The sequence below is a fragment of the Peptoanaerobacter stomatis genome, from assembly GCF_000238115.1.
GTDB classification, from domain to species: domain Bacteria; phylum Bacillota; class Clostridia; order Peptostreptococcales; family Filifactoraceae; genus Peptoanaerobacter; species Peptoanaerobacter stomatis.
In genome coordinates, this window is the sequence record NZ_JH414551.1 from 41,321 (window position 1) to 65,316 (window position 23,996).

Below are 23,996 nucleotides of genomic sequence, written 5' to 3' on the forward strand. Positions count from 1 at the left end.
TAAAATCTTATTAGAACATCATATTCCTTAATTTTATAATTTGTTTATATATCTTTTGCACAATTTATAAATCTATTTTTTATACTAAACTCTATTTGAAAGGCATGTATAAAATACTGCAATAAAATGCATAATAAAAAAATCAAAATTATTATGGTATTTCAAATGGAAAATAATATTAAACGGGTATCTATATTAAAAATGATATACTAAACAAATTTTTTCAATTAATATTATACCTCAACTCCATTTAATGAGAAAGACTTTACATTTGTAATTTTTACATTTACAATCTGTCCTATTTTGCTCTCATCACCCACAAAATTTATGAGCTTATTTTTTCTGTTTCTACCTGATAAGACCGACTCATTTTTTTTGCTGAAGCCTTCTACAAGCACTTGCTCTATCTTATCTTTATATTCTTTATTTTTCTTAGCTGATATTTCATTTGCAGTTTCAAGCAATCTGTTAAACCTGTCTTTTTTAATTTCTTCACTTATATGCCCTGCCATTTTTTCAGCTACTGTACCCTTTCTTGTCGAATACATAAACATAAATGCAGAGTCATATTCAACTTCTTTTACAAGTTTTAGCGTCTGCTTGAAATCTTCTTCTGTTTCTCCCGGAAAACCTACTATTATATCTGTCGTAAGTGCTATATCCGGTGCAACTTTTTTTATTTTTTCAATTTTTTTCATATAATCTTCAGCTGTATATCTTCTGTTCATAAGTTTTAATATATTTGAACTTCCTGATTGTACAGGCAAATGTAGACTTTCACAGAGTTTATCCAGTGTAGCAAATGAATTTATAAGCTCATCTGAAATATCTTTAGGATGAGATGTCATAAATCTTATTCTCTCAATGTTATCTATTTTATTTATATCTTCCAAAAGCATTGGAAATGTATATTTATCTGCAAAATTATTACCATAAGAGTTTACATTTTGACCTAACAAAGTTATCTCTTTTACAGAATTTTGAGAAAGTAATTTTACTTCCTGCAATATATCCTGTGGCAACCTACTGCGTTCTCTACCTCTTGTAAACGGTACTATACAATATGTGCAAAAGTTATTGCAACCATACATTATATTTACAAACGCTTTAAAATCATATCTTCTTACTGAAGGCAAACCTTCTACTATATTTCCGTCTATATCCCATACATCTACAACCGTTTCTTTATCTACCAAAGAAATATAAGTGTACAATAACTCCGGAAATTTATAGATATTGTGTGTTCCAAATATTATATTTACATGTTTATATTTACTTGTAAGCTCCTTGACAATATGAGGTTCTTGCATCATACAACCGCAAGTTGCAATCACTATATCAGGATTTTTCTTCTTAATATTTTTTAATGCGCCAATATTACCAAAAAATCTCGTCTCTGCATTTTCTCTAATTGCACAGGTATTATATATTATAAGGTTCACTTTTTCCATATCTTCTGTTTCTTCATATCCCATATTTGTAAGCATACCTTTTATATTCTCACTGTCATGTTCATTCATCTGACATCCGAAAGTAACTATTATAAACTTTTTAGCGTCTCCTGTTTTTGCATATTCATCATCATTTATATTTTTTACTAAATCCACATAATATTCCTGATTAGAAAAATTCTCTTTATTTATTATATTTACTCTATCCAATGTAACTCCTTTAAAATTATAATATTATCTAATTAAATACATATTTTTTAACATAATACTTGAATTTTTTTAATAACATATATTTATTCTATATACTATCCAAAACCGATAATTTTATTATTCAAATATTTTTGCCATATAATATTCATCTACATATTTTTTGTCAATATACATAGATTTCTTTTTTATTCCTTCTATTTCAAAGCCGTTCTTCTCATATAAATGCTTTGCAATATCATTCTCGCATACAACTGTCAATTCCAATCTTTTTATATGATTTTCTTTAGCCCATAAGTCCAGTCTTTTAAAAAATTCACTACCTATCTTTTTATCTGTATATTCTTTTAAAACACCCACTACTATATAGGCTGTATGTTCAATTCTTTTAAGTTTTCCTTTTTCTGCTGATATATAGCCTGCTATTTTATCTCCATCTTTAGCCAAACACAAAAAATCATTATATTTCAATACATTTTCTATTCTTGACTTTATAATTGAAAAATCCTTTTTTCTTTCTCCTGCCTCAAACAACATATACTTAGTTTCATAGTCAAGATTATTCATCATATTCCACAAAGCTTCTGCGTCTTCCAATTTTACTTTTACAAAATTAATCATATTTTTCCCATTTAATTTAAGTCTTGTATATATTTTATCACTTCATCTATCACAAAATCAGGCGTTGATGCGCCTGCTGTTATACCTACATTTTTGACATTCTCAAACATAGATTGGTCAAGCTCACTACAATCTTCTACAAATATGCTTTTACATCTACTGCTTGCAAGTTCATATAATTTTTTTGAATTGGAGCTTGATTTGTCACCTATTACTACTATCATATCTACTTTTTCTGATATTTCCAATATGGCGTCCTGTCTTTTTTTAGTTGCATTGCATATGGTGTTAAATATCTCTAAGTTTTCAGTTTTTTCAGATATTTTACTCACTATTTCTTCATATTTTTCTATATTGAAGGTTGTTTGAAAAACAAGCACATAATTGCAATTTTTGTCTATTTTTAATTTTTCTACGTCTTTTTCATCTCCAACAAACTGTGCTGTATAGTCACACCATGAGTTTATCCCTATAACTTCAGGATGACTTTTATTGCCTATTATTATTATCTCATTACCCGATTTATATTTGTCAGCAACAATCTGATGTATTTTCTTTACAAATGTACAAGTGGTATCTATTATATTCATACCATGCTCATTTGCAAAATTATAGAATTTCTTTTCTACTCCATGTGAACGAAAGAGTATGTTTTTATAATCTTTATCTATATCATCTACTATTTGAAGTCCTTGATTTTCAAGTTTTTCTACTGCTCTTTTATTGTGTATTATAGAGCCTAATGAATATACTTTACCAAGCTCTCCAATGCTGTTTTGAGCTATTGATATCGCTCTTTTGACACCATAGCAATACCCTGAAAATTTAGAAAGTATTATGTTCATATTTTCTCCTAAAAAATTAAAATTCTATATAAAAATAGAATTTTAACTTTAAAAATTTACTTATTATTTTGATTTTATAATCTTCATTACTTCATTTGAAACTGTTAAATAGCCTTCATTATTTTTTTCTGTCATAAGTTGTTCAGGTACGGTATATAAATCGTGATAAATTATTTTTATTTTTGAAAATGGTTTGTAATTATTTTCAGCTACTATAGACACAGGTATTACAGGTGTATTTGTACGCATCGCAAACATTCCTATTCCTGCTTTTGATGTATCATCTTCTATACTGCTCACCCTTGTACCTTGTGGAAATATACCTAATATCTCTCCATCTTTTAAGACTTTTAACGATTCTTTTAACGCTCCTAAATCATTTTTATTTCTATCTAATGAAATAACATATGTTCTGTCCAAAATGAATTTTAGAATTTTATTTTCAAACAATTCTTTTTTTGCTATATAATGTATTTTTCTCTTATTAAATGTAATTATTACAAGTAAAGGGTCAAGATTATTTCTATGGTTTGATGCGACTATATATGCTTTGTTGCTCTCAACCGTATTATTACCTACCACTTCTATTCTATAAACTATGCGAAGTACTATATTTATGATAAATCTAAGTACACTATATAACATCTTTTTCTCCTACAATATTTATTACTTTGTTTACTACTTCATCTATACTCATATCGCTTGTATCAATTTCAAGTGCATCGTCTGCTTTTTTTAAAGGCGATATTTTTCGATTAGAGTCTATAAAATCTCTATTTTCTATAGATTTTTTTATTTCTTCTATACTGATATTTATATTACCCTTATTTTGTTCTTCTAAATATCTTCTTTTTGCTCTCACATCTACACTTGCAGTTAAATAAAATTTATAATCTGCACTTGGAAAAACTACCGTACCTATATCTCTACCGTCTAACAGAACTGATTTTTTCTTACTCATCAAGCGTTGCATATCTACCATTTTTTCTCTTACAACATCTATTGCTGACACATCTGATACATTTTCATTTACAATTTTACTTTTTATCTGCGAAGTAACATCTTGATTGCATAAATACACTTTATCTCTGTCGAAATCTATGTCTATCTTATCAAGAGAAGATTTTATTTCATCTTTATCATCAAATTTTACATCATTTTGTAAAAAATAATATGTTACCGCTCTGTACATAGCGCCTGTATCTATATACATTATTCCTAATCTGTTTGCTATAAGTTTTGATATTGTACTTTTGCCGGCTCCGGCAGGCCCATCTATCGCTATTATCATAACAGACCTCCATGTCCTAATGACGCAATAAATTCTTTGTCTATCTCTATATCCGCCAACGCTCTTGGCAATATTATATCAAACACAGTCTTAGCACAATACATAACTGAACCCGGCAAACCCATTATAGGTACTTTATCCTCAAAATATGAAAGTGCAAACATAGCTCCCGGTAATACAGGTGTACCGTATGTTACAAATTTATCAGCTGTAAGTGATATAGCTTTAGGAGTTAAATCATCAGGATCTACACTCATACCTCCTGTGCACAATATTATATCACATCCTGCCGATTTCAATTTTTTTATTGCTTCCGTTATCATCTGTGTATCATCTGAAACAGTTTCATGAGCTATCACTTCTACACCAAAATCAGCCAGTTTTTCTTTTACAACAGGTGTAAACTCGTCTTTTATTCTTCCATGATAAACTTCGCTTCCTGTAGTAACTATACCCGCTTTTTTTCTAACAAAAGGTTTTATATCAAAAACTTTTTTTCCATTTATAATTTTTTTTAAATCTTCCATTTTTTGTTTTTCTATAACAAGAGGTATTATTCTCATTCCTGATAGTTTTGTACCCTTTTTTATCGGAGTATCTCCTTTTATAGATGCCATCATTATATCTTTTTGCATATTTATTTCTTTTAACAAGTTCACATCTACTGTAAAATATCCGTCAATATCTGCTACAAGCTCCATTTTCCCTTCTTTTACAGGTGTAAAGCTCATATCTTTGGTTCTTGTCAAATCTATCATAAACTGAGCCGCATCATTTTCGTGCATCATATTATCATCATCTTTTTCCCAAACATATATATGCTCTTTTCCAAGAGATAATAATACCGGTATATCTTCGTCTGTAATAATATGACCTTTTCTGAATCTTGCATCTTTTACTTTGTCTTTAACTATTTGAGTTATATCATGACATAATATATATCCTACAGCGTCCTTGGTATCTATCAATTTCATAAAATTCCTCCAAAAAAGAATTATGTAGTATTAACTTAAAAAGATAATACCACATAAATTCAACTTTTCTTATTTTTTTCTAATTGTAAATATAGTTATATCATCTTCCAACTTTTTCTTATTTGTAAAATCTTCTATCTCTGACAACAAATCTTGACAAGGCTTTTCTTCTCCCTCATCAAGCTTTTTTATAATATATTTTGCCAAATTATCCGCTCCATATTCTTGACCTTGCTCATTTTTTGATTCAATTATCCCATCAGTATAAACAGCAAACAATTCTATGTCGGATATATCAAAAACCTCTTCCTCGTAAACTGTGTTTTCAAATATTCCAAGTGCTATGGATGTACTTCCATTCATTAACTTGTAATTTCTCTTTCCCGTTTCATCCTTATATACTGCTATCGGTACTGTATGTCCTGCATTTGAAGCATAAGCTTTATTATTTTTAAAATCAAAAAATATCATCTTTGAAGTTATGAACACATCCATCTTATCCAACTCTTTAAACAATATATTATTAAGCTGAGCTAATATTGTTGACGGAGATGATGTCATTGTAAGTAACAGATTAATTGCCCCTTTTGTCATCGCAACGAAGTAATTTGACATAATGCCGTGACCCATAACGTCTGCTATAAAAAGTATATACTTATCCTTCTCAACTTTTATAAACTTACAGAAATCACCGCCTATATACTTATAAGGAACATTAAGATAATCTATGTTCAAAAAATCATCTTCACTCATTATCTCATCTTCCATTATGAGTTTTTGCTGTTGATGCACCAACTGCAAGTCTCTATGTATAATAGAGTCTTCCAATACTTTTCTGTTGCTTGTAAACAAATGAACCGATAAAAGCACTTGAGCGGCATATATCCCCAACATTCTAAGATCATCCGTTCTATATTTTTCGGAGTTTATCATTATTATCTGACCTATTTTTTTGTTATCTTTTATTATATTCTCATAAGCTATTGTACTTATTCCATATTTGGACACGCTTGCAGGTATATCTTCGAATATAAATGTCTTTTTCTTGTCATTTTGATTATATTTAAGAAAATTTGTAGTTATTGCAAGTCTTTTACGATTTCCATGACTTTGTATAATTCTTAAATCAGAATCTTCATCATCTATAAATATCATAGCGGATTTAGAGTTTGTTATCTTACAAATATCCCTTGCTATAAGTTTAAAATATGAGGCAAGCCCTTTATTTTCATATAAATTATCTGTAAGTGTTTCAATAGACACTATTGCATCTCTCAATTTTTTAACTATTTCATCTATTTCTTTGTTTCTATTTGTAATATCAACGGAAAGAGCAAGTAGTGATGCAACTGATTCCATAAATTTTATATCATCTTGGGACAATTTTTCTTCAGGCCCCAAAAAACAAGTCATAAATCCTCTTGTTTTATCACCCGAAATTAACGGCACAGCTATTCTACTGACATATCCGTTTAATTCTGCAAAATCTCTTTCACTTTCGCCTCTTTCATCTTCAAACAGATCCTCTATATAATAAGTTTTCTTATTTACAACCGCATCATGTATATATTGCGGAAATTCCTCCATTGTTATCTTTTTTCCTGTAGAAGTTTCTTCGCCATCTATGTATTTAGGTATATCTCCCAAGGTTTCTTTGCACACTAAATATGTATATTCATATGTATCTTGCTTAAATATATTGACACACGCTCTTTTTGGAGGAATAATTTCAAGCATTTTATCAATTACTGAATCTTTGATATCAAAAAAATCTTTAGAAGATGTGACTATTTTTGATATTTCAACCATAGTACTCAAGGTTTTATCTAAATTACTCAAAATACACCCCTTCAAACTTTAAATAAAGATATACTTAAATATTTTTCTCAAAAAATATTTAAGTATATCTATCCATTTCAATAATAGATTTTATCTTTTAAATAATTTTACTACGCCTTTTAGAAAGTGAATTTTCACATTAAATTATAATCAATCTGTCAAAAATTTATTCTTCGACAAATGCAATATATGACAAATTTCTATATTTTTCCTGATAATCTATGCCATATCCAACTATAAATTTATCTTCTATCTCAAAGCCTATATAATCAATATCTATGTCACATTTTCTTCTTGAAGGTTTATCTAATAAAGTGCATATTTTTAAAACTTTTGCATTTTTGTTGCTTAAATAATCTTTCAAATACTTAAGAGTAAGACCTGTATCTATTATATCTTCCACTATTATCACATTTTTTCCGCTTATATCATCATCCAAGTCCTTTAGTATCTTTACAATTCCTGAACTTGTAGTTGACATTCCGTAACTTGACACCGCCATAAAATCAATTTTCACATCTAAGTCTATATTTCTAATCAAGTCGGATAAAAATACACTCGCACCTTTTAAAACCCCGACTAACAGCACTTCTTCACCTTTAAAATCTTTTTCTATGCTTTTTGCAATTTCATAAACCTTATTTTTTATATCATCTTGAGATATAAATACATTAGAAATTCTCATTACATAAACCTCTTTAATAAAAAATAAACTATACTTTAAGTAATTATAACACTAAAATTTAAAATTATCTATAAAAAATAAAAAACATTGCTTTACAATTTACATTAAAAAAAAATTACAATATTAATAAAAAATCTACAAATATATTGAAAATATAAAATTTTGTGTTAAAATAATAAAAAGATATTTATAAATTTTGAAAAATTTACTTTTATAATCTAATTTTAAGAGTTGAAAAATTATGGACGATATAAAAAACTTAAATGAGCAGGAGCTTGTATATGAGATAAATAAACTTGCAAAAAAAGAAAATCTTTCTCAAGAAGAACTTGTTTTACAAAAAATACTTAGAAATGAATATATATCGAGAGTAAAGAAGAATTTAAAATCACATCTTGATAATATAAAACCTCAAAACACATGATTAAAAAACAAGGAGGTGGACGATTAATGGACACTTATGTGGTTTTTAAAATAAATGGACAGAAGTATTGTGTAAATATATTAACCATAAAAGAAATTTGCAGTAATAAAGAAACAACTTTCTTACCAAATACACCGTCATTTATAGAAGGTATTATAAATTTACGTGGAGAAGTTTTAAGCATAATAAATCTTTCAAAAAAATTGGGAATTGTTTCCTCTACTCCATTTCAAGAACAAAAAATACTGGTAGTCATTATTGATGAATTATTACTCGGTTTTTTGGTTGACGAAGTCATAGGTATTATACACACACCTTCAGAAAATATTGATAATAAGCCGAAAATGCTCGAGAATGAGGAAAATTTCATAAGCGGCATAATTAAATCCGGCGATGAGATGATAATATCTATAGATTTAGAACATATTTTAAATAAAGAAGAGTTGTCAAGTGTAGAACAACTTAATAAAGAGCAAGCAATATGATGAGCATAAAAAAACATACAAGCAATATAAATCTTGCCATACAAAACATAATTGACTCCATGCAAAGCGGTAAAGAAGAAATTTTTAATATAACTGAATCCATCAATAAAGAAAATACAACCATTCAATCTGATATAGCAAAAACTAAAAATATAATAAGCGTTTACACTAAAGAAGTTGAAGATTTAAAAGAGCGTGAACTTAACAGCAGAAAAAAACTTTTATTAGTAAGTAGCGATTTTTTACATTATACTCACGAAGATATAAAAAATGCGTATGAAAAAGCACTTGAACTGCAAGAAAAACTGCTTGCAAAAAAAAGTGATGTCACGACAGTTTTACAAACTCTTGAAAATTTGGAAAAGAGAATAGAAAAAAATAGAGAACTTACGGAAAAAGCTGATCGTTTATTGAATAAAATTGAAGTATTAAGTGAATATATAAAAGTAGATATATCTGATAGTGAAGATGATATAAAAGATGCTACAGGAAAATGGATACTTTCTCAAGAGAAAGAAAAAAGTCGAATATCAAGAGACATTCATGACGGACCGGCTCAAACATTGGCATCTATAGTTATGAAATCAGATATAATAAAAAGATTGATAGAAAAAGATTCGCCTAAAAATACTATATATAAAGAAATAGAACAGCTGAAACATCAGCTTAGAAGTGCAATAAAAGAGATAAGAAGAATAATATACGATTTAAGACCGACTTCATTGGATGAATTGGGACTTATTCCGAGTATACAAGGACTTATAGCTAAAGCAAAAGAAGATTATGATATAAATTTTAATTTATCTACCGGAAAAAATGAGCCTATCAAAAGTTCTACTACTAAAATAATATGTTTTAGAGTTTTGCAAGAATCAATAAACAATATTTTAAAACATTCTTATGCTAAAAATGTGGATATAAACATATCCATAGGCTCGAAAGCAATAATATTGAAAGTGGCGGATGACGGAACGGGTTTTAATATAAAAGACGTAGACTCTTCAAAATCATTCGGACTTTCATCTCTTAAAGAAAGAATTTTGTTAGCTGAAGGAGACGTGAAAATAATATCAAAACCTAACTATGGAACACGACTGGAAATAAAAATACCGAACAAGGAGGATGTATATGCATAATGACAGAATAAAAGTGATGATTGCAGATGATCATGAGCTTATAAGAGAGGGAATATCAAGAATATTGGATATGGAAAATGATATAGAAGTTGTCTGCAAAGCAAAATCAGGCCCGGAGGCAATAGAATCATTAAAAAAATGTAAAGTTGATGTGGTACTTTTAGACATAAATATGCCTGATATGACAGGTATAGAAATACTGAAAAAATTAAAATCATCACATTCAAAAGCGAAAGTAATAATGCTCACAGTATATGATGATGTGGAATATGTATCACAAAGTGTAAGTTTAGGGGCAGACGGATATGTGCTGAAAGACTCCGATTCTGAAACTTTGATAAAAACAATAAAAATAGTAAACTCGGGTGGCAGTTATATACAGCCTACTCTTGCTACGAAGTTGATAAAACATATAACAAAAGAAAAACAAGCTTACAAAGAAGAAGTAGATGCCGTTCAATCTCTAACAAGAAAGGAAATAGTCGTTGTAAAAGCTATAGCAAACGGATTAAGTAATAAAGGAATCTCCGAAAAGCTTAAGATAAGCGAAAAAACAGTGAAAAACCACGTATCAAGCATATTAAAAAAATTGGAATTGCAAGATAGAACTCAAGTAGCCATATATGCAATAAAAAATAAAATTGTAGAATTATAATATGTTCTTCAGTTTATTATTAATGTAATTTATTTTTAATTAGATAACAGTATAAAATAAATAACCACCTTTCAGGTGGTTATTTATTTTATACTTATTTATTGCTTTTTCTCCAAATTTTCATCTTATCGGCGTCTTTTATAAGTTCTTCTCTAAAATCAGGATGAGCTATATTTATAAGTGCCTCAGCTCTTTGCCATGTGCTTAAGCCTTTTAAATTTACCTTGCCGTATTCCGTAACCACATAATGAGTATTAGGTCTTGCAACTGTAACGGCAGAACCTTCTTTCAATGTAGGTATTATTCTTGACGCTGTTTTTCCGTTTTTATCTGTAACAGTCGACGATAAACATATAAAGCTCTTTCCTCCGTTTGATAAATATGCACCGAGTACAAAATCAAGCTGACCTCCTGCTCCGCTTATATGTTTTGTTCCTGAAGATTCTGAACTTACCTGACCGAACAAATCAACATCTACCGCATTATTTATAGATATAAAATTGTCTAAAGATGATATAATTCTTGCATCATTTGTATAATCAACAGGAGCGGACATAAGCATAGGATTATCATCCATAAAGTCATACATAGTCTTACTACCTGCACCGAAGGCATAAGTTTGTCTGAATCTGTCTATGTTTTTCTTAGCACCTGTTATTTTACCTTTTTCGGTCATCTCTACAAAGGCATCTACATACATTTCCGTATGAACTCCCAAATCCTTTAAGTCTGAATCAGCTATTACGGAACCGACTGCATTGGGCATACCTCCTATACCTAATTGTAAGCATGCACCGTTAGGTATTTCTTCAACTATCATATTAGCAACTTTTATATCAATATCTGAATATGAGCCGGCTTTCATAGCTGCAATAGGAGTATTACTTCCTTCAATTATATAATCAACTTTAGATATATGAATTTCAGATTCAAAGCCTCCAAGACACCTCGGCATATTTTTGTTTACTTCAACTACAACTTTTTTACTACTTTCTATTAAAGCCATCATATGAGAAGCATTGGGTCCGAAATTGAAAAATCCGTGCTTATCCATAGGTGTGACCTGCATTACGGCAACATCTACAGGAATCGGATTTTCTCTATAATATCTCGGCATTTCAGAATATCTTAGAGGAATATAAAAAGCTCTTTTGTTACTTGCCATTTTTCTTTCTATACCTGAACAATGCCAACTATTCCATGTGAAATGTTCTCCCGTTTCATCAGCCTTAATTATTTCAGGTTCCCAAAAAGCTATTCCACCTCTAACATTTACATCCTTAAGTTCATTTACTCTCTTTGCAAGAGCTTTGTCAAAATCATATGCCGTACCTACACACCAGCCGTAATCTACCCAATCTCCTGATTTTACAAGTTCGGCAGCCTTTTCGGCAGTTACCATTTTTTCCTTATATTGTTGTGAATAATCCATAAATTCCTCCTAAAAATAATTTTATGATAACGATTTAAAAATATTTTTATTACATTATAATCTATTTCATTTTTATTTTCAACTAAAATAGATTGTTTCCCTTATAATTAAGAATATCATTATATTTTATTAAGATTTCACTATTTTAGTGTAGTTATTCGTTTTAAAAAGTTTTTTAGCAAATTATTTTTAAACTTAATTTCATATAAATATCTTAATTCAAAAATTTTACTGTTAATATGAATAGTATAAAATCATTTTTTAACTGAACAATTAGTATCATTTATTGTAAAAATAATGATAAATTTAACAGTAATTTTTATTTTTTTTAAATATATGTTATTAATACTTTACAAATACGTTTGTAACCTTTATAATATCTTATATAGAAAAAGAATTTTATTTAAAATCTAAAAATAAGAGTTTATCGGTTAAAACAACTTCTTATTGATTGACAGACTGTTTAAGATTATAATTATATACATAAGCTGTTATTTTTAATTTTTTAGGAGTGTATTTATTATGAGCAACATATCTGTAAATAAGTTAGAGAGAGGAATGATTATAGATAGCGATATATTCAGCAAGAGAGGTTCGCTATTATTGTACAAAGGTTTTAAAATAGAAAATCCGGATTTGGTTTCAATCGTACTTCGCAGAAACGGTATAAATTCTGTAACGATAAAAGATGATGAGTCTCAAATTTCTTCAGTCGTAAAAGAATCAGATAGAATTTCTCAAAAGATACAGCAGGAAGTCGCAGCTTTTAAAGAAGAGTTTAATAAAATAGTTGAAGATCTGGAAGAAGACATAGAAAATTTCGCTCAAACTAAAGATATTTCAAAAATAAGAGAATTGGATAGAGGTTCTGAGCTTGCAAAAGAATCTGAATCATCTGTCTTAACTATATTCCAATTGGTTGAAAAAATAAAAAATGACGGTTCGGATAAATATTCCGATATACTTCAAGTATCACTTATATCTTATTCAATAGGAAAATGGATAGATTTAAATGATGCTCAATTAAAAGAGCTTTCAGAGTCATCTATGCTAAGTTCCATTTTTGCACTTAGTGATGTTGATTATGAAAATATACACGAAATAAAAGGTGCAGATACTGTTTCTAAAGCTGTTTTACAATCTGCAATAGCATCGAGAGAAAGAAATGACGGTTCAGGTCCTATGGGCTTAACAAATGAACAAATACCTCTTTATGCAAGGATTATAGCTATAGCTGAAATATTTTATGCACTTACTACAAATAATGAGTTTTATGAGAGAATGTCAGTTTTTGACGCTTTAAAAATAATGCAGACAGAATATATGACTCTATTGGATGCAAAAATATTATATATATTCCTTCATAAAGTAGCCAATAAATATATAGGTTCAAGCGTAAAATTGTCAGACGGAACAAGTGGAGTAATTGTTTTCGTTCCTGAAAACGAAGTAGTGCTTCCTTTCATTAAAACCGGAGACGGTCAAATAATAAACCTACAAAGCAGTCAATATAAAAATAATAAGATAATTGAAATTTTATAAAAATATGTCTTTACAAGGAGAGTTAATTAGATGAGAATTTCTGTAGATGACATTAAAAATAATATGATCATTGACGAGGATATATATAATTCTAATGGTAGACTTATTTTATCAAAAGGTTTATCAGTTTCTGATGAAAGTTTTTATCAAAGATTTATTGAAAAAAAATGATATTAATAAAATAAAAGTTTTAATGCTTTTTGATACAATAAAAGAAGAAAATGAAAATGTTCCTTTTGAAGTAATAAAAGAGCAGGAAATCGAAACTTTTATGACTGATTTCAACAATGTTGTAAATAATTTTGAAAAAGAAATTATAAGTACCGTTTCGGGCACATGTAATGCCAAAAGTCTTGAAAATATTCTATCAGAAACTATAAAAACCAATTCCGGTAAAAATACGAACGTGTTTCAATTATTACAAAAGTTTAAAAATTCTGACGACTTGACATTTGTACATTGTAATGCGGTATCTCTCACAGTTCATACTATCGGTAAGTGGATGAAATTATCGGAAAGCGATTTAAAGGATTTATCACTTGCAGGTCTTCTTTTTGATGTTGGAAAATATGCTTTATCAAAAGATTTACTCAGAAAAACCACTCCTCTCACAGATTTTGAAACTGAGATTATAAAATCTCACGTTGAAAAATCATTAGAAATGTTAAAGCCTTATGATTTGAATGATAATATAACGAATGCCATAAAATATCATCATGAAAGATGTGACGGTAGCGGATATCCATATGGCTTAAAAGGTGATGAGATACCTCTTTTTGCAAGAATATTGGCACTTGCTGATGTATTTGTGGCGTTAACTTCTATGAGGCCTTACAGAGATAAAATGACACCGTTTGCGGCTGTAAAATTACTTGAAACTGATTTTATGCAGAAGCTTGATATAGTTATATTATCTGATTTTATTAATAAAATAGCTTCTAATTATATAGGAGCCGATCTCAGATTGTCTGACGGTCATGAAGGCGAAATAATCTTCATAAATGCAAATGCTCCGTTAAGACCTATTGTAAAGTTAAAGCCTACAGGAGATTTATTGGATTTGAGTTCAAAGGCAAATCATGACATAGAAATTGAAGAATTTTTCTAAAAAATTTAATAATACAAAATTGTAAAAGACGATAGAGAAAAACCTATCGTCTTTTTTATGTTATACTGTTTTCTAATAAAATTATAGATAACTTATATAATGATATAACATCAATATAAATAGTTTATTGAAAAATTAATTATTATTATTCCCCATTATTCTATGATATTTTAGTATTAATATTAGTTTATTTTTACTTATCCAACACAAAAATATCCATTATTCTATTAACCTTTAGTGTAAGGGATATGCTCGTATTAATACCAAAACCTCAACTGATTAAAGCTATATTATAATGCCTTTAAAAAGTTATATTTTTAGAAAATAATATGTTATACAATTTAAAAATATTATAATTTGTACAACTATTTTTCTTCTATATACCCGAATTCTCTTATATAATTGGTATTTTCTCTCCAATTCTCTTTAACTTTTACCCAAGTCTCCAAGAATACTTTACAACCAAAAATTTCTTCCAACTCTACTCTTGCCGATTTGCCTATACCTTTTAATTTTCTGCCATTTTTTCCTATTATTATCTTTTTATGGGAATCTCTTTCGCAATATATTACAACTGATATTTCTATCATATTTTTTTGTTTATTGTCAAATATTTTTTCTACTTCTACTGCTGTTCCGTGAGGAATTTCTTTGTCTGTATAATTCAATATTTTTTCTCTTACTATCTCGCTTATCATAACTTTATTACTTTGATCTGTGCTTATGCCGTCCGGAAAATATTTAGGACCGTATACAAGATATTTTTTTATTGTTTCTATCAGCTCTGATACATTTTTTTTCTTAATTGCACTGATTGGAACAATATCATCAAATATACCTATTTCATCATACATTTTTATGAGTTGAAATATTTTTTCCTCGTTAAGTTTGTCTATTTTATTTATCGCAATTATTTTTGGTTGTTTTGATTTTTTTTAAGCTTTCTATTATTGAATTGTCAAGTTTACCGATATTTTCAGACTCATCTACTACATATAATATAACATCTGCTGATGAAGATGACGATTTTACTTCTTTTTCCATATATGAGCCTAATTTATTTTTAGGTTTTTGAACTCCCGGCGTATCAAGAAATACTATCTGAGAATTTTCATCATTGTATATACCTTTTATTCTACTCCTTGTTGTCTGGGGTTTATCACTTGTTATAGCTATCTTTTCTCCTATCATTGCATTTAACAAAGTTGATTTTCCTACATTAGAGCGCCCAACTATACTGACAAAACCAGTTTTGCACACTGCATCTTCACTTAATAAATTTTGTAATTTTTCCAAAAATTCTTCTCCTTAATAAATCTATATATTTATTTTTATTTATAATCTAATGAACTGTTATTCAACTGTAACCGATTTTGCCAAATTTCTCGGCTTATCTACATCATTTCCTTTTTTTATAGATGTGTAATATGCTATGAATTGTGCCGGTATTACTGCTAAAATTGACGAGAATATATCATAAACCTCCGGTATTTGTATAACATCATCTGCATAGTTGTTTATATCCTCTATATGTTTATCAGTTATTATTATGGTGTATGCACCTCTCGCCTTTACTTCTTGTATGTTGGACATTGTCTTGTCGAGTAACTTATCTTGGGTTACTACCGCAATAACAGGAGTATTTTTTTCTATCAACGCTATTGTTCCATGCTTCAGTTCTCCTGCGGCAAATGATTCAGTATATATATATGATATTTCTTTAAGTTTTAAAGCGCCTTCCTTGCCTACGCTGTCATCTAAACCTCTGCCTATATAAAAAGCCGATTTTGAATTTTTTATCTTTTCAGCTATCTCGATACATTTTTTCTCTACGAACAGAGTTTCTTTCACTTTTTGAGGTAATTTTTTCAGCTTTTCCACTATATTATGATATTCGTCTATATTTATTTCTTGTTTCAATTTAGCTAATTCAACACCTATCATATAAAATGCGACGAGCATTGTAGTATAGGCTTTTGTAGATGCTACTGCTATTTCAGGTCCTGCAAGCGTATAAAAAACATCATCCGAATTTCTTGCTACTGATGAACCGACTACATTTGTTATGGATAATATTCTGCAACCTTTTGTTTTTGCCAATTTTTGTGCGGCAAGTGTATCCGCTGTTTCTCCTGATTGGCTTACAAGTATAACAAGTGTGTTTTCATTTATAAATTGCTTATTATATCTGAATTCTGACGCAATATCCACTCTAACTCTTAAATTAGCAAGGTTTTCAATTATATATTTGCCTATAAGTCCGGCGTTATAGGCTGTCCCGCAAGCAACTACATATATATCTTTTATTTTTTGTATTTCATCCTCATCAAGTCTTATATCATCCAATATTAAATTATTATTTTTATCTATTCTTCTTAATAAAGTGTCTGACACTGCTTGAGGTTGCTCATTTATCTCTTTAAGCATAAAATGCGGATAACCGGCTTTTGTTGCAGACTCCATATCCCAAGTGATTACAGATTTTTCTTTTTCTATTTTTTCACCTTTAGAATTATATATAGTTATATTGTCTTTTGTAAGTACAACCATCTCTCCGTTATCTATATAATACACTTCTTTTGTATAACTTAATATTGCAGGTATATCAGATGCAAAAAAAATTCTCTCCTTTTCCTATACCTACTACGAGAGGTGATTCATTTCTTACAGCTATTATCTTATCAGGCTCGTTTTTATATATTATTCCGAGTGCATATGCTCCTCTTAATCTTTTTACTGTTAAATTCACAGCTTTCATTATGTCTTTTGAATCTTTCAAATAATGATCTATTAAATGCACTATTACTTCTGTATCTGTTTGAGACTTAAATTTATATCCTTCTTTTATAAGTTCAGCTTTCAAAGATCTGTAATTTTCTATTATTCCATTGTGTATTACAGCTACCGATTCACTTTCATTGATATGAGGATGCGAATTTACATCAGACGGCTCTCCGTGAGTTGCCCATCTTGTATGACCTATGCCTATAAATCCGGTATGGGGTTGTTTTTTCAGGTGTTCTTTAAGCACCGATAATCTTCCCTTAAATTTTGAAAGTTCCAATTTTCCATTTGATATTGTAGCTATACCTGATGAATCATATCCCCTATATTCCAATTTTTCAAGACCGTTTACAACTATGTCTTGAGCATTTTGATTTCCTATATATCCTACTATTCCACACATATTTTCTCCCTGTAATAATTTTTCAAATTTTTACTATATTCGGAGAAGTGACTCAATACATTTTTTGTTAAAATTTATAAAGATAAATTTCTTTTTGTTGTGTATTTTTAGACTGTCACAAGCCTTTGGAATACCCGCCGAATCTTTCGATAATTCCAATCCTCGTCAATAATCAACTCTACATTAAAAAAAGTAAAATTTTTTATATTTTTAATAATATACAGAGTTTAATTATCCTGGCGCTTGACTTAATACAAACTCTATTTTTACAGTAAATTAACTTATTATAATAAACTGACAGGTTTCATATCAGAATTTTACGTTCATAAAACTCATTTGAGGTTTAGTATATATTATTTCTCCAAATATTAAAACAGTTAAAAAGCCTATCAAATATATAATTTCATCAAAAAATTGAGATAGTATATATCGATAGACTTTATATAGCTGACTATTCAGCTGTAACAACTTCTCTTCCATTATAATATCCACATTCCGGACAAACTCTATGTGACAATTTTAATGAATGGCATTGAGGACATTCAACTAAATTTTTAGCTGTCATATTCATATTCGCTGAGCGTCTTGAACGAGTAGCTGATTTTCCGGTTTTTCTTTTTGGTACTGCCATATTCTCTCCTCCTTCCATATTTTTTCGCAAATATATTTATTATATCTACAAAAAGTTTTTCAGTTCTGCCAATCTCGGATCGATATTTGGATTTTCCTCTTCACAATTGCAAGTAACATTATTTAAATTAGCTCCACATATATGACAAAGTCCTTTACAATCTTCTTTGCAATAAAGATTATTATTAAGATGTTCAAAAACAGCATCATAAAATATCTTATCAAAATCCAAATAATCATCATCTATTATAATTATATCGTAATCGACATCTTTATCTTCTTTTGATAATATTCCTGAGATTTTAACATCTTCAACTGCTCTCATATAATCCAAACATCTTACACAGTTAAGCGTAGTATCAAGGTGTATATTTATATCGGCATATAAGTCATCATTGTTCTTTCTTGTAATTTCACATAAAATTTCAGACCTATCGTTAAACTTAACATCTCTGCCTTCCATATTACAGCAATCAATATCCGGCTCATAATTATAATTGAATTTACTCTTTTGAGATAAGAGCATATCTTTTATAAATATCTTCATAAAAAACACCCCGATTTTTAAATAACAATTGATATTATACTAAAAATCAGGTATATGTGTCAAGTAATTTTACTTTATTTTACATATAATTTTTAATTTTATAGTAATATTTACTTTATTTTATCAATGCTAATGTATCTCTTGCTATAACCAACTCTTCATTAGTAGGTATAACCATTATTTTTATTTTTGAAGATTCTTTTGACACTATTTTTTCTTTTCCTCTTACTTTGTTTTCCTCAGTATCAAGCTCTATTCCTAAAGCTTCCATTCCCTTACATATTTCTTCTCTTGATTCTACTGAATTTTCTCCAAGACCTGCTGTAAATACTATTGCATCTACATGTCCCAATTCAGCCATGTAGGCACCTATATATTTTTTAACTCTGTTATGGAAACAATCAAGTGCTATTTGTGCTCTTTCATTTCCTTTTTCAGCTTCTTGTTCTATATCTCTGAAATCTGAGCTTACTCCCGATAAACCTAATACACCTGATTTTTTATTCATTATACTGTCAACATCTTTTGCAGAAAGTTTTTCTTTCTCCATCAAAAATGTAACTATTGCAGGATCCATATCCCCTGTTCTTGTTCCCATTATAAGACCTTCAAGCGGAGTAAAACCCATAGATGTATCTATCGATTTGCCTTTTTCTACAGCTGTTATACTTGCACCATTTCCTAAATGGCAAGTTATAATATTTACATCTTCAGGTTTTTTACCAAGCATATCAGCTGCTCTTCTGCTCACATAAAGATGTGATGTTCCATGGAATCCGTATCTTCTTATTTTATGTTTTGTATAATATTCATAAGGTAATGCGTATAAATATGATGATGAAGGCATAGTTTGATGGAATGCCGTATCAAAGACTGCAACCATAGGTACATTTGGAAGTATTTTTTCACACGCATTTATTCCAACAAGATTAGGCGGATTATGTAGTGGTGCCAAATCTATACAATCTTCCAAACTCTTTTTAACTTTTTCGTCAATTACAACAGAGCATGCAAATGCCTCTCCACCGTGAACCACTCTATGTCCTACAGCATTTATTTCACTGAGATCTTTTATCGCTCCATATTTCTCATTCATAAGAGCATCTATTACTAATCTTAGGGCAACATTATGATCAGGTATGCTTTGTTTTATAGTTTCTTTATCCATACCTGTTCTTTCGTGTTTAAGTACAGAGCCTTCTATACCTATTCTTTCAACCAAACCTTTTGCCAATACGCTTTCATCTCTCATATCTATAAATTGATATTTTAAAGATGAACTTCCACAATTGATAACTAAAATATTCACTTTAACACTCTCCTTAATACAATATTTTGTCAAATAACAAAAATAAAAAACTTAACGGTTAATTGCCATATTATTTATATTTTAACTCAATTTTAAAGTTTTTTCAACCAGTTGTTTTATTAAAGTTAAAGTAGTTATTACTCCTACACCCTTCGGCACAGGAGTTATCTTTATATTGTCATAATCTATATTATCAAAATCTACATCTCCACATATCTTACCATTGTCAAAATTTATTCCTATATCTATTACAACCTGATTATCTTTCAAATGTTCTTTAGTTATGAGTTTTGCCTGACCTGTTGCACATATAACTATGTCTGCATTTCTCGTTTCCGATTTTAAATCAAGTGTTTTAGAATTACATACCGTAACAGTCGCTTTTTCTTTTATAAGCATTATTGCAAGGGCTTTTCCTACAACTTGAGATGCTCCCACAACAGCACATTTTTTAGAAACTAAATCTACTCCATAAAATTTCAGAGTTTCCATTACTGCTCTCGGTGTACAGGGATATAATAAATTACTCTTCTTCTCAAATAATTTGCCCTGATTATATGATGTGGCACAATCTATGTCTTTCCTCCAATCTATAGTTTCATTTATTTCAAACTGCTCTATCTGTGGATGTATAGGTCTAAATATCATTATTCCGTCTATCTCATCATCTCTATTCAATTTTTCTATTTGTTTTTTCAAAACCTCAGCGTCTTCATCTTGTGCATAAACATATGAATCATATGGTATTGAAAACATTTCTAAATTTCTTTTTAATGAATGCTCATATGTTATATCATCCATATTTTCCCCTATTCTTATCAGGGCAATTTTAGGAGTTTTATTTTTTCCCTTCAATTCAAACAACATTTCCTGTATCTCTTTTTTTATATTTTCAGCCACAGGTCTACCATACAATATCTGCATTATCTTTCTCCTCTTGAGCAGGATGTTAATTAAACTATATATCACAACTTTTATTCTTCTATATTAACAAAAAATTTTTATTTTACAAATTTCTCTTTTATATTTTTCAATACGAGTTTTGCTATTTCACATTTTGAAGATTTCGCAATATGTGTCTTTGTACCGTCGGAAAAATATATATCTACTATGTTTGTATCGGATAAAAAACCTGCTCCTTCCATAGATACGTTATTTGCTACTATCATATCAAGATTCTTCTTTTGTATCTTAGTTTTAGCATAGTTTTCAACATCTGTTGTTTCTGCCGCAAAGCCTACCAATATCTGATGTTTTTTATTTTCTCCCAATATTTTTAATATGTCTTTAGTTCTTGTAAGCGCTATACTCATATCCGTATCTGATTTTTTTATTTTATTATCTTCCTTTTTTTGTGGCATATAATCAGCTACAGCTGCCGCTTTTATTACTATATCCGCATCATTATATCTGTTTATAACTTCATTATACATATCTTTTGCACTTCTTATTTTTACAAACTCTTTTATACCGTACGGCACGCTCAAGTTTGTATGTCCTGATATTAATGTTACATTTGCTCCCATAAGTGCAGATTCTTTTGCTATGGCATATCCCATTTTTCCACTTGAATTATTAGTTATATATCTTACAGGATCTATATCTTCTATGGTTGCTCCGGCTGTTACGAGTATATTTTTCCCTTCAAGCTCTTGTGTTTTATTGAGTTCAAAATCTACAACATCTATTATTGTTTCGACATCTGCAAGTTTTCCTTTGCCTATGTCCTTGCAAGCTAAAACTCCGCTACAAGGTTCTATAAACAGTACACCTCTTTTTTTCAATTTTTCTATATTTTCAGTAGTTGCAGGATTATCATACATATTGGTGTTCATTGCCGGTGCAATTATTATTTTACTCTTTGTCGCAAGTGCAACACTTGAGAGCATATCATCAGCTATTCCGTTTGCAATTTTTGCTATTATATTTGCTGTTGCCGGCGCTATCAACAATATATCAGCTTTTTTTGCAAGCTCAATATGATTTACTTCCCAATATTTGATGTCTTGAAACATATCTACATTGACAACATTGCTGCTCAATGTTTGAAATGTTAACGGATTTACAAATTTTACAGCATTGTTTGTCATAATAACGTCTATATTTATATCTTTTTTTACAAGTTTTGATGTTATGTCGCAAGCTTTATATGCTGCAATACTTCCTGTCACCCCTAAAACTATATTTTTCATATCTCGTCCTCTTTTATTTTATAAAAAATTTATATCAATTATAAAATCAGCTTATACTAAAATCTATATAAATTATTTGTTTTTTTTCAAGTGATATGAGTTATATCCTATATTTTTACTCTGTATGGATATATTAATTTTCACTAAATATGCATAATTATATTAGACTTTAAGCATTATACTATCATATAATTAAATAAACGATACAACAAAATATTATATCATCATAAATGCAAAAAGGAAACCCATATTATTAGAGGTTCCCTTTTGTAATTCTATTTATTTCTTTTGTGTATCTTGAGTTTTATTTTCTTCTGTTTGTGCCTGTTGTTCGCCTTTGTTGGCGTTATTATCTTCACCTGTTTGCTCTGTAGTTTCTTCTTTTTTATTTAATTCTGCGGATTTTATATCTTTTTCTGCATTTGCTATGGCATCTTCGTGTTTTTCTATCTTAGAGTCTTTTTTCAAATTTTCTATATATTTCGAGAATTTTTGTTCTTGCAACATGCTTTTTATATATTCTTTAGCCTTTGCTTTTTCTTCTTCAGTTTCACTCTTTTTATCTGTTACTTTTACTATATGATAACCGAATTGTGTCTTGAAAGGTTTTGATATTTCTCCAATATTCATATTAAAAGCTACATCCGAAAATTCTTTAACCATTTCGCCTTTTGAAAAATAACCGAGATCTCCTCCTGAATTTTTTGAACCGTCTTGTGAATATTGTTTAGCTAACTCTTCAAAGCTTTCACCTGCTTGTATTTTTTCATAGATTTCATCTATTTTTTTCTTAGCTTCTTCTTGTTTTTCTGCTGACATATCCTTACCGTTTTCTGTTGTAAGGATTATTATATGAGAGGCTTTTACCTTTTCACTGCTATATTCCGATTTATGTTCTTCATAATATTTATCAACTTCTTCTTGTGTAACTCCGTTTTCTTTGGCATATTTATCTTGTAACGCCATTTTTATAACATCTTCTCGTATCATTGAATTTATAAAATTATCGTCTATTTTATTGTCTTCATAATATTTCTTTAATATTTCATTTTCATCTATGCTTTTCTTTGATTGCTCAAAATATTCTTTTACTTTACTCTCATCTGCCGTTATTCCCTGTTTCTTTGCTTCTTGTGATATAATTTTATCTTCTATAACCTTATTCAATATCTCGCCTTTAAAATGTTGTAATATGGTTTGATCTGTATTTGGAGCTTTTTCTTTCCAGATATTTTCTCCATACATATTATCCAATTGAAATTTAAACACTTCCAATTTTTTTAGATATTCTTCGTAAGGTATATCTTCTCCGTTAACTGTTGCCACAGACTTACCTACATTTGCAGATTTACAAGCTGTGAACAGCATCACGGATGCTATTACAGCACTGAGCAGTTTAAAATATTTTTTCATTTTCACACTCCTGATTTTGTTAC

24 protein-coding genes and 1 pseudogene are annotated in these 23,996 nt (G+C 29.2%); 7 read left to right on the plus strand and 18 right to left on the minus strand.

Going from position 1 to position 23,996, the window contains the following annotated elements:
- Positions 1-233: 233 nt before the first annotated feature.
- From miaB to hpt, 8 genes are all read right to left on the minus strand, one after another.
- The gene (miaB, locus tag HMPREF9629_RS05150; RefSeq protein WP_009525306.1) at positions 234-1,661 is read right to left on the minus strand and encodes a tRNA (N6-isopentenyl adenosine(37)-C2)-methylthiotransferase MiaB; all 1,428 of its coding nucleotides are present in this window, start codon (positions 1,659-1,661) and stop codon (positions 234-236) included.
- A 117-nt stretch (positions 1,662-1,778) separates the two neighbouring features.
- A complete protein-coding gene (locus tag HMPREF9629_RS05155) occupies positions 1,779-2,279 on the minus strand; it encodes a GNAT family N-acetyltransferase (RefSeq protein ID WP_009525307.1) in 501 nt (166 codons plus the stop codon).
- An 11-nt stretch (positions 2,280-2,290) separates the two neighbouring features.
- Positions 2,291-3,124: a 4-hydroxy-3-methylbut-2-enyl diphosphate reductase gene (gene ispH, locus HMPREF9629_RS05160; RefSeq protein WP_009525308.1), complete on the minus strand. Its 834-nt coding sequence runs from the start codon at positions 3,122-3,124 to the stop codon at positions 2,291-2,293.
- 63 nt (positions 3,125-3,187) lie between these two features.
- Positions 3,188-3,769: a lysophospholipid acyltransferase family protein gene (locus tag HMPREF9629_RS05165; RefSeq protein WP_009525309.1), complete on the minus strand. Its 582-nt coding sequence runs from the start codon at positions 3,767-3,769 to the stop codon at positions 3,188-3,190.
- On the minus strand, positions 3,759-4,415 hold the full coding sequence (gene cmk / locus HMPREF9629_RS05170; RefSeq protein ID WP_009525310.1) for a (d)CMP kinase: 657 nt from the start codon (positions 4,413-4,415) through the stop codon (positions 3,759-3,761). Before cmk ends, HMPREF9629_RS05165 begins: the two co-directional genes overlap by 11 nt.
- Positions 4,412-5,389, minus strand: a complete 978-nt coding sequence (locus HMPREF9629_RS05175; RefSeq protein ID WP_009525311.1) for a molybdopterin-binding protein — start codon at positions 5,387-5,389, stop codon at positions 4,412-4,414. Before HMPREF9629_RS05175 ends, cmk begins: the two co-directional genes overlap by 4 nt.
- A 69-nt stretch (positions 5,390-5,458) precedes the next feature.
- A complete protein-coding gene (locus tag HMPREF9629_RS05180) occupies positions 5,459-7,228 on the minus strand; it encodes a GAF domain-containing SpoIIE family protein phosphatase (protein ID WP_009525312.1) in 1,770 nt (589 codons plus the stop codon).
- 166 nt (positions 7,229-7,394) lie between these two features.
- Positions 7,395-7,913 (minus strand): hypoxanthine phosphoribosyltransferase, encoded by a 519-nt coding sequence (gene hpt / locus HMPREF9629_RS05185; RefSeq protein ID WP_009525313.1) that lies wholly within the window; start codon positions 7,911-7,913, stop codon positions 7,395-7,397.
- Between the two features lie 241 nt (positions 7,914-8,154).
- Between hpt and HMPREF9629_RS05190 the strand changes: the two genes are divergently transcribed.
- The 4 genes from HMPREF9629_RS05190 to HMPREF9629_RS05205 are packed head-to-tail and all read left to right on the plus strand — an operon-like array spanning position 8,155 to position 10,613.
- On the plus strand, positions 8,155-8,337 hold the full coding sequence (locus HMPREF9629_RS05190) for a DUF896 domain-containing protein (protein ID WP_009525314.1): 183 nt from the start codon (positions 8,155-8,157) through the stop codon (positions 8,335-8,337).
- A gap of 26 nt (positions 8,338-8,363) precedes the next feature.
- Positions 8,364-8,822, plus strand: coding sequence for a chemotaxis protein CheW (locus HMPREF9629_RS05195; protein WP_009525315.1), 459 nt, complete (start codon positions 8,364-8,366; stop codon positions 8,820-8,822).
- Entirely contained in the window at positions 8,819-9,958 is a 1,140-nt protein-coding gene (locus HMPREF9629_RS05200) for a sensor histidine kinase (protein ID WP_009525316.1), read from the plus strand. Before HMPREF9629_RS05195 ends, HMPREF9629_RS05200 begins: the two co-directional genes overlap by 4 nt.
- Positions 9,951-10,613 carry a response regulator gene (locus HMPREF9629_RS05205; RefSeq protein ID WP_009525317.1) on the plus strand — a complete coding sequence of 221 codons (663 nt, stop codon included), beginning with the start codon at positions 9,951-9,953 and terminating at the stop codon, positions 10,611-10,613. The genes HMPREF9629_RS05200 and HMPREF9629_RS05205 overlap by 8 nt, the downstream gene beginning before the upstream one ends.
- A gap of 94 nt (positions 10,614-10,707) precedes the next feature.
- On the opposite strand, the gene HMPREF9629_RS05210 is transcribed toward HMPREF9629_RS05205, so the two are convergent.
- Entirely contained in the window at positions 10,708-12,045 is a 1,338-nt protein-coding gene (locus tag HMPREF9629_RS05210) for a butyryl-CoA:acetate CoA-transferase (RefSeq protein ID WP_009525318.1), read from the minus strand.
- Positions 12,046-12,567: 522 nt separating this feature from the next.
- Between HMPREF9629_RS05210 and HMPREF9629_RS05215 the strand changes: the two genes are divergently transcribed.
- Genes HMPREF9629_RS05215 through HMPREF9629_RS05220 form a run of 3 tightly spaced genes read left to right on the plus strand, consistent with a single transcriptional unit; the run spans position 12,568 to position 14,695 of the window.
- The gene (locus HMPREF9629_RS05215; RefSeq protein ID WP_009525319.1) at positions 12,568-13,587 is read left to right on the plus strand and encodes an HD-GYP domain-containing protein; all 1,020 of its coding nucleotides are present in this window, start codon (positions 12,568-12,570) and stop codon (positions 13,585-13,587) included.
- Between the two features lie 30 nt (positions 13,588-13,617).
- Positions 13,618-13,758, plus strand: a complete 141-nt coding sequence (locus tag HMPREF9629_RS12150) for a hypothetical protein (protein ID WP_009525320.1) — start codon at positions 13,618-13,620, stop codon at positions 13,756-13,758.
- Positions 13,721-14,695 carry an HD-GYP domain-containing protein gene (locus tag HMPREF9629_RS05220; protein ID WP_009525321.1) on the plus strand — a complete coding sequence of 325 codons (975 nt, stop codon included), beginning with the start codon at positions 13,721-13,723 and terminating at the stop codon, positions 14,693-14,695. Before HMPREF9629_RS12150 ends, HMPREF9629_RS05220 begins: the two co-directional genes overlap by 38 nt.
- Positions 14,696-15,060: 365 nt before the next feature.
- Here the strand turns inward: HMPREF9629_RS05220 and era (HMPREF9629_RS12155) are convergent, their stop codons facing one another.
- The 9 genes and pseudogenes from era (HMPREF9629_RS12155) to HMPREF9629_RS05260 form a co-directional block, all read right to left on the minus strand.
- Positions 15,061-15,609: a GTPase Era gene (era, locus tag HMPREF9629_RS12155; RefSeq protein WP_330367841.1), complete on the minus strand. Its 549-nt coding sequence runs from the start codon at positions 15,607-15,609 to the stop codon at positions 15,061-15,063.
- Complete coding sequence (gene era, locus HMPREF9629_RS12160; RefSeq protein WP_009525323.1) at positions 15,593-15,991, minus strand: GTPase Era; 399 nt, start codon at positions 15,989-15,991, stop codon at positions 15,593-15,595. Before era (HMPREF9629_RS12160) ends, era (HMPREF9629_RS12155) begins: the two co-directional genes overlap by 17 nt.
- A gap of 57 nt (positions 15,992-16,048) precedes the next feature.
- Positions 16,049-17,882 (minus strand): annotated as a pseudogene (glmS, locus tag HMPREF9629_RS05230) (glutamine--fructose-6-phosphate transaminase (isomerizing)).
- 451 nt (positions 17,883-18,333) lie between these two features.
- Positions 18,334-18,513, minus strand: coding sequence for a 50S ribosomal protein L32 (rpmF, locus tag HMPREF9629_RS05235; protein WP_009525326.1), 180 nt, complete (start codon positions 18,511-18,513; stop codon positions 18,334-18,336).
- Between the two features lie 45 nt (positions 18,514-18,558).
- Positions 18,559-19,059, minus strand: a complete 501-nt coding sequence (locus tag HMPREF9629_RS05240; protein WP_009525327.1) for a YceD family protein — start codon at positions 19,057-19,059, stop codon at positions 18,559-18,561.
- Between the two features lie 115 nt (positions 19,060-19,174).
- Positions 19,175-20,368 (minus strand): acetate kinase, encoded by a 1,194-nt coding sequence (locus HMPREF9629_RS05245; protein WP_009525328.1) that lies wholly within the window; start codon positions 20,366-20,368, stop codon positions 19,175-19,177.
- An 81-nt stretch (positions 20,369-20,449) separates the two neighbouring features.
- Positions 20,450-21,292: a bifunctional 5,10-methylenetetrahydrofolate dehydrogenase/5,10-methenyltetrahydrofolate cyclohydrolase gene (locus tag HMPREF9629_RS05250; RefSeq protein ID WP_009525329.1), complete on the minus strand. Its 843-nt coding sequence runs from the start codon at positions 21,290-21,292 to the stop codon at positions 20,450-20,452.
- 77 nt (positions 21,293-21,369) lie between these two features.
- Positions 21,370-22,560, minus strand: a complete 1,191-nt coding sequence (gene coaBC, locus HMPREF9629_RS05255; RefSeq protein WP_009525330.1) for a bifunctional phosphopantothenoylcysteine decarboxylase/phosphopantothenate--cysteine ligase CoaBC — start codon at positions 22,558-22,560, stop codon at positions 21,370-21,372.
- Between the two features lie 279 nt (positions 22,561-22,839).
- A complete protein-coding gene (locus HMPREF9629_RS05260) occupies positions 22,840-23,979 on the minus strand; it encodes a peptidylprolyl isomerase (RefSeq protein WP_278224215.1) in 1,140 nt (379 codons plus the stop codon).
- Between the last annotated feature and the right edge of the window lie 17 nt (positions 23,980-23,996).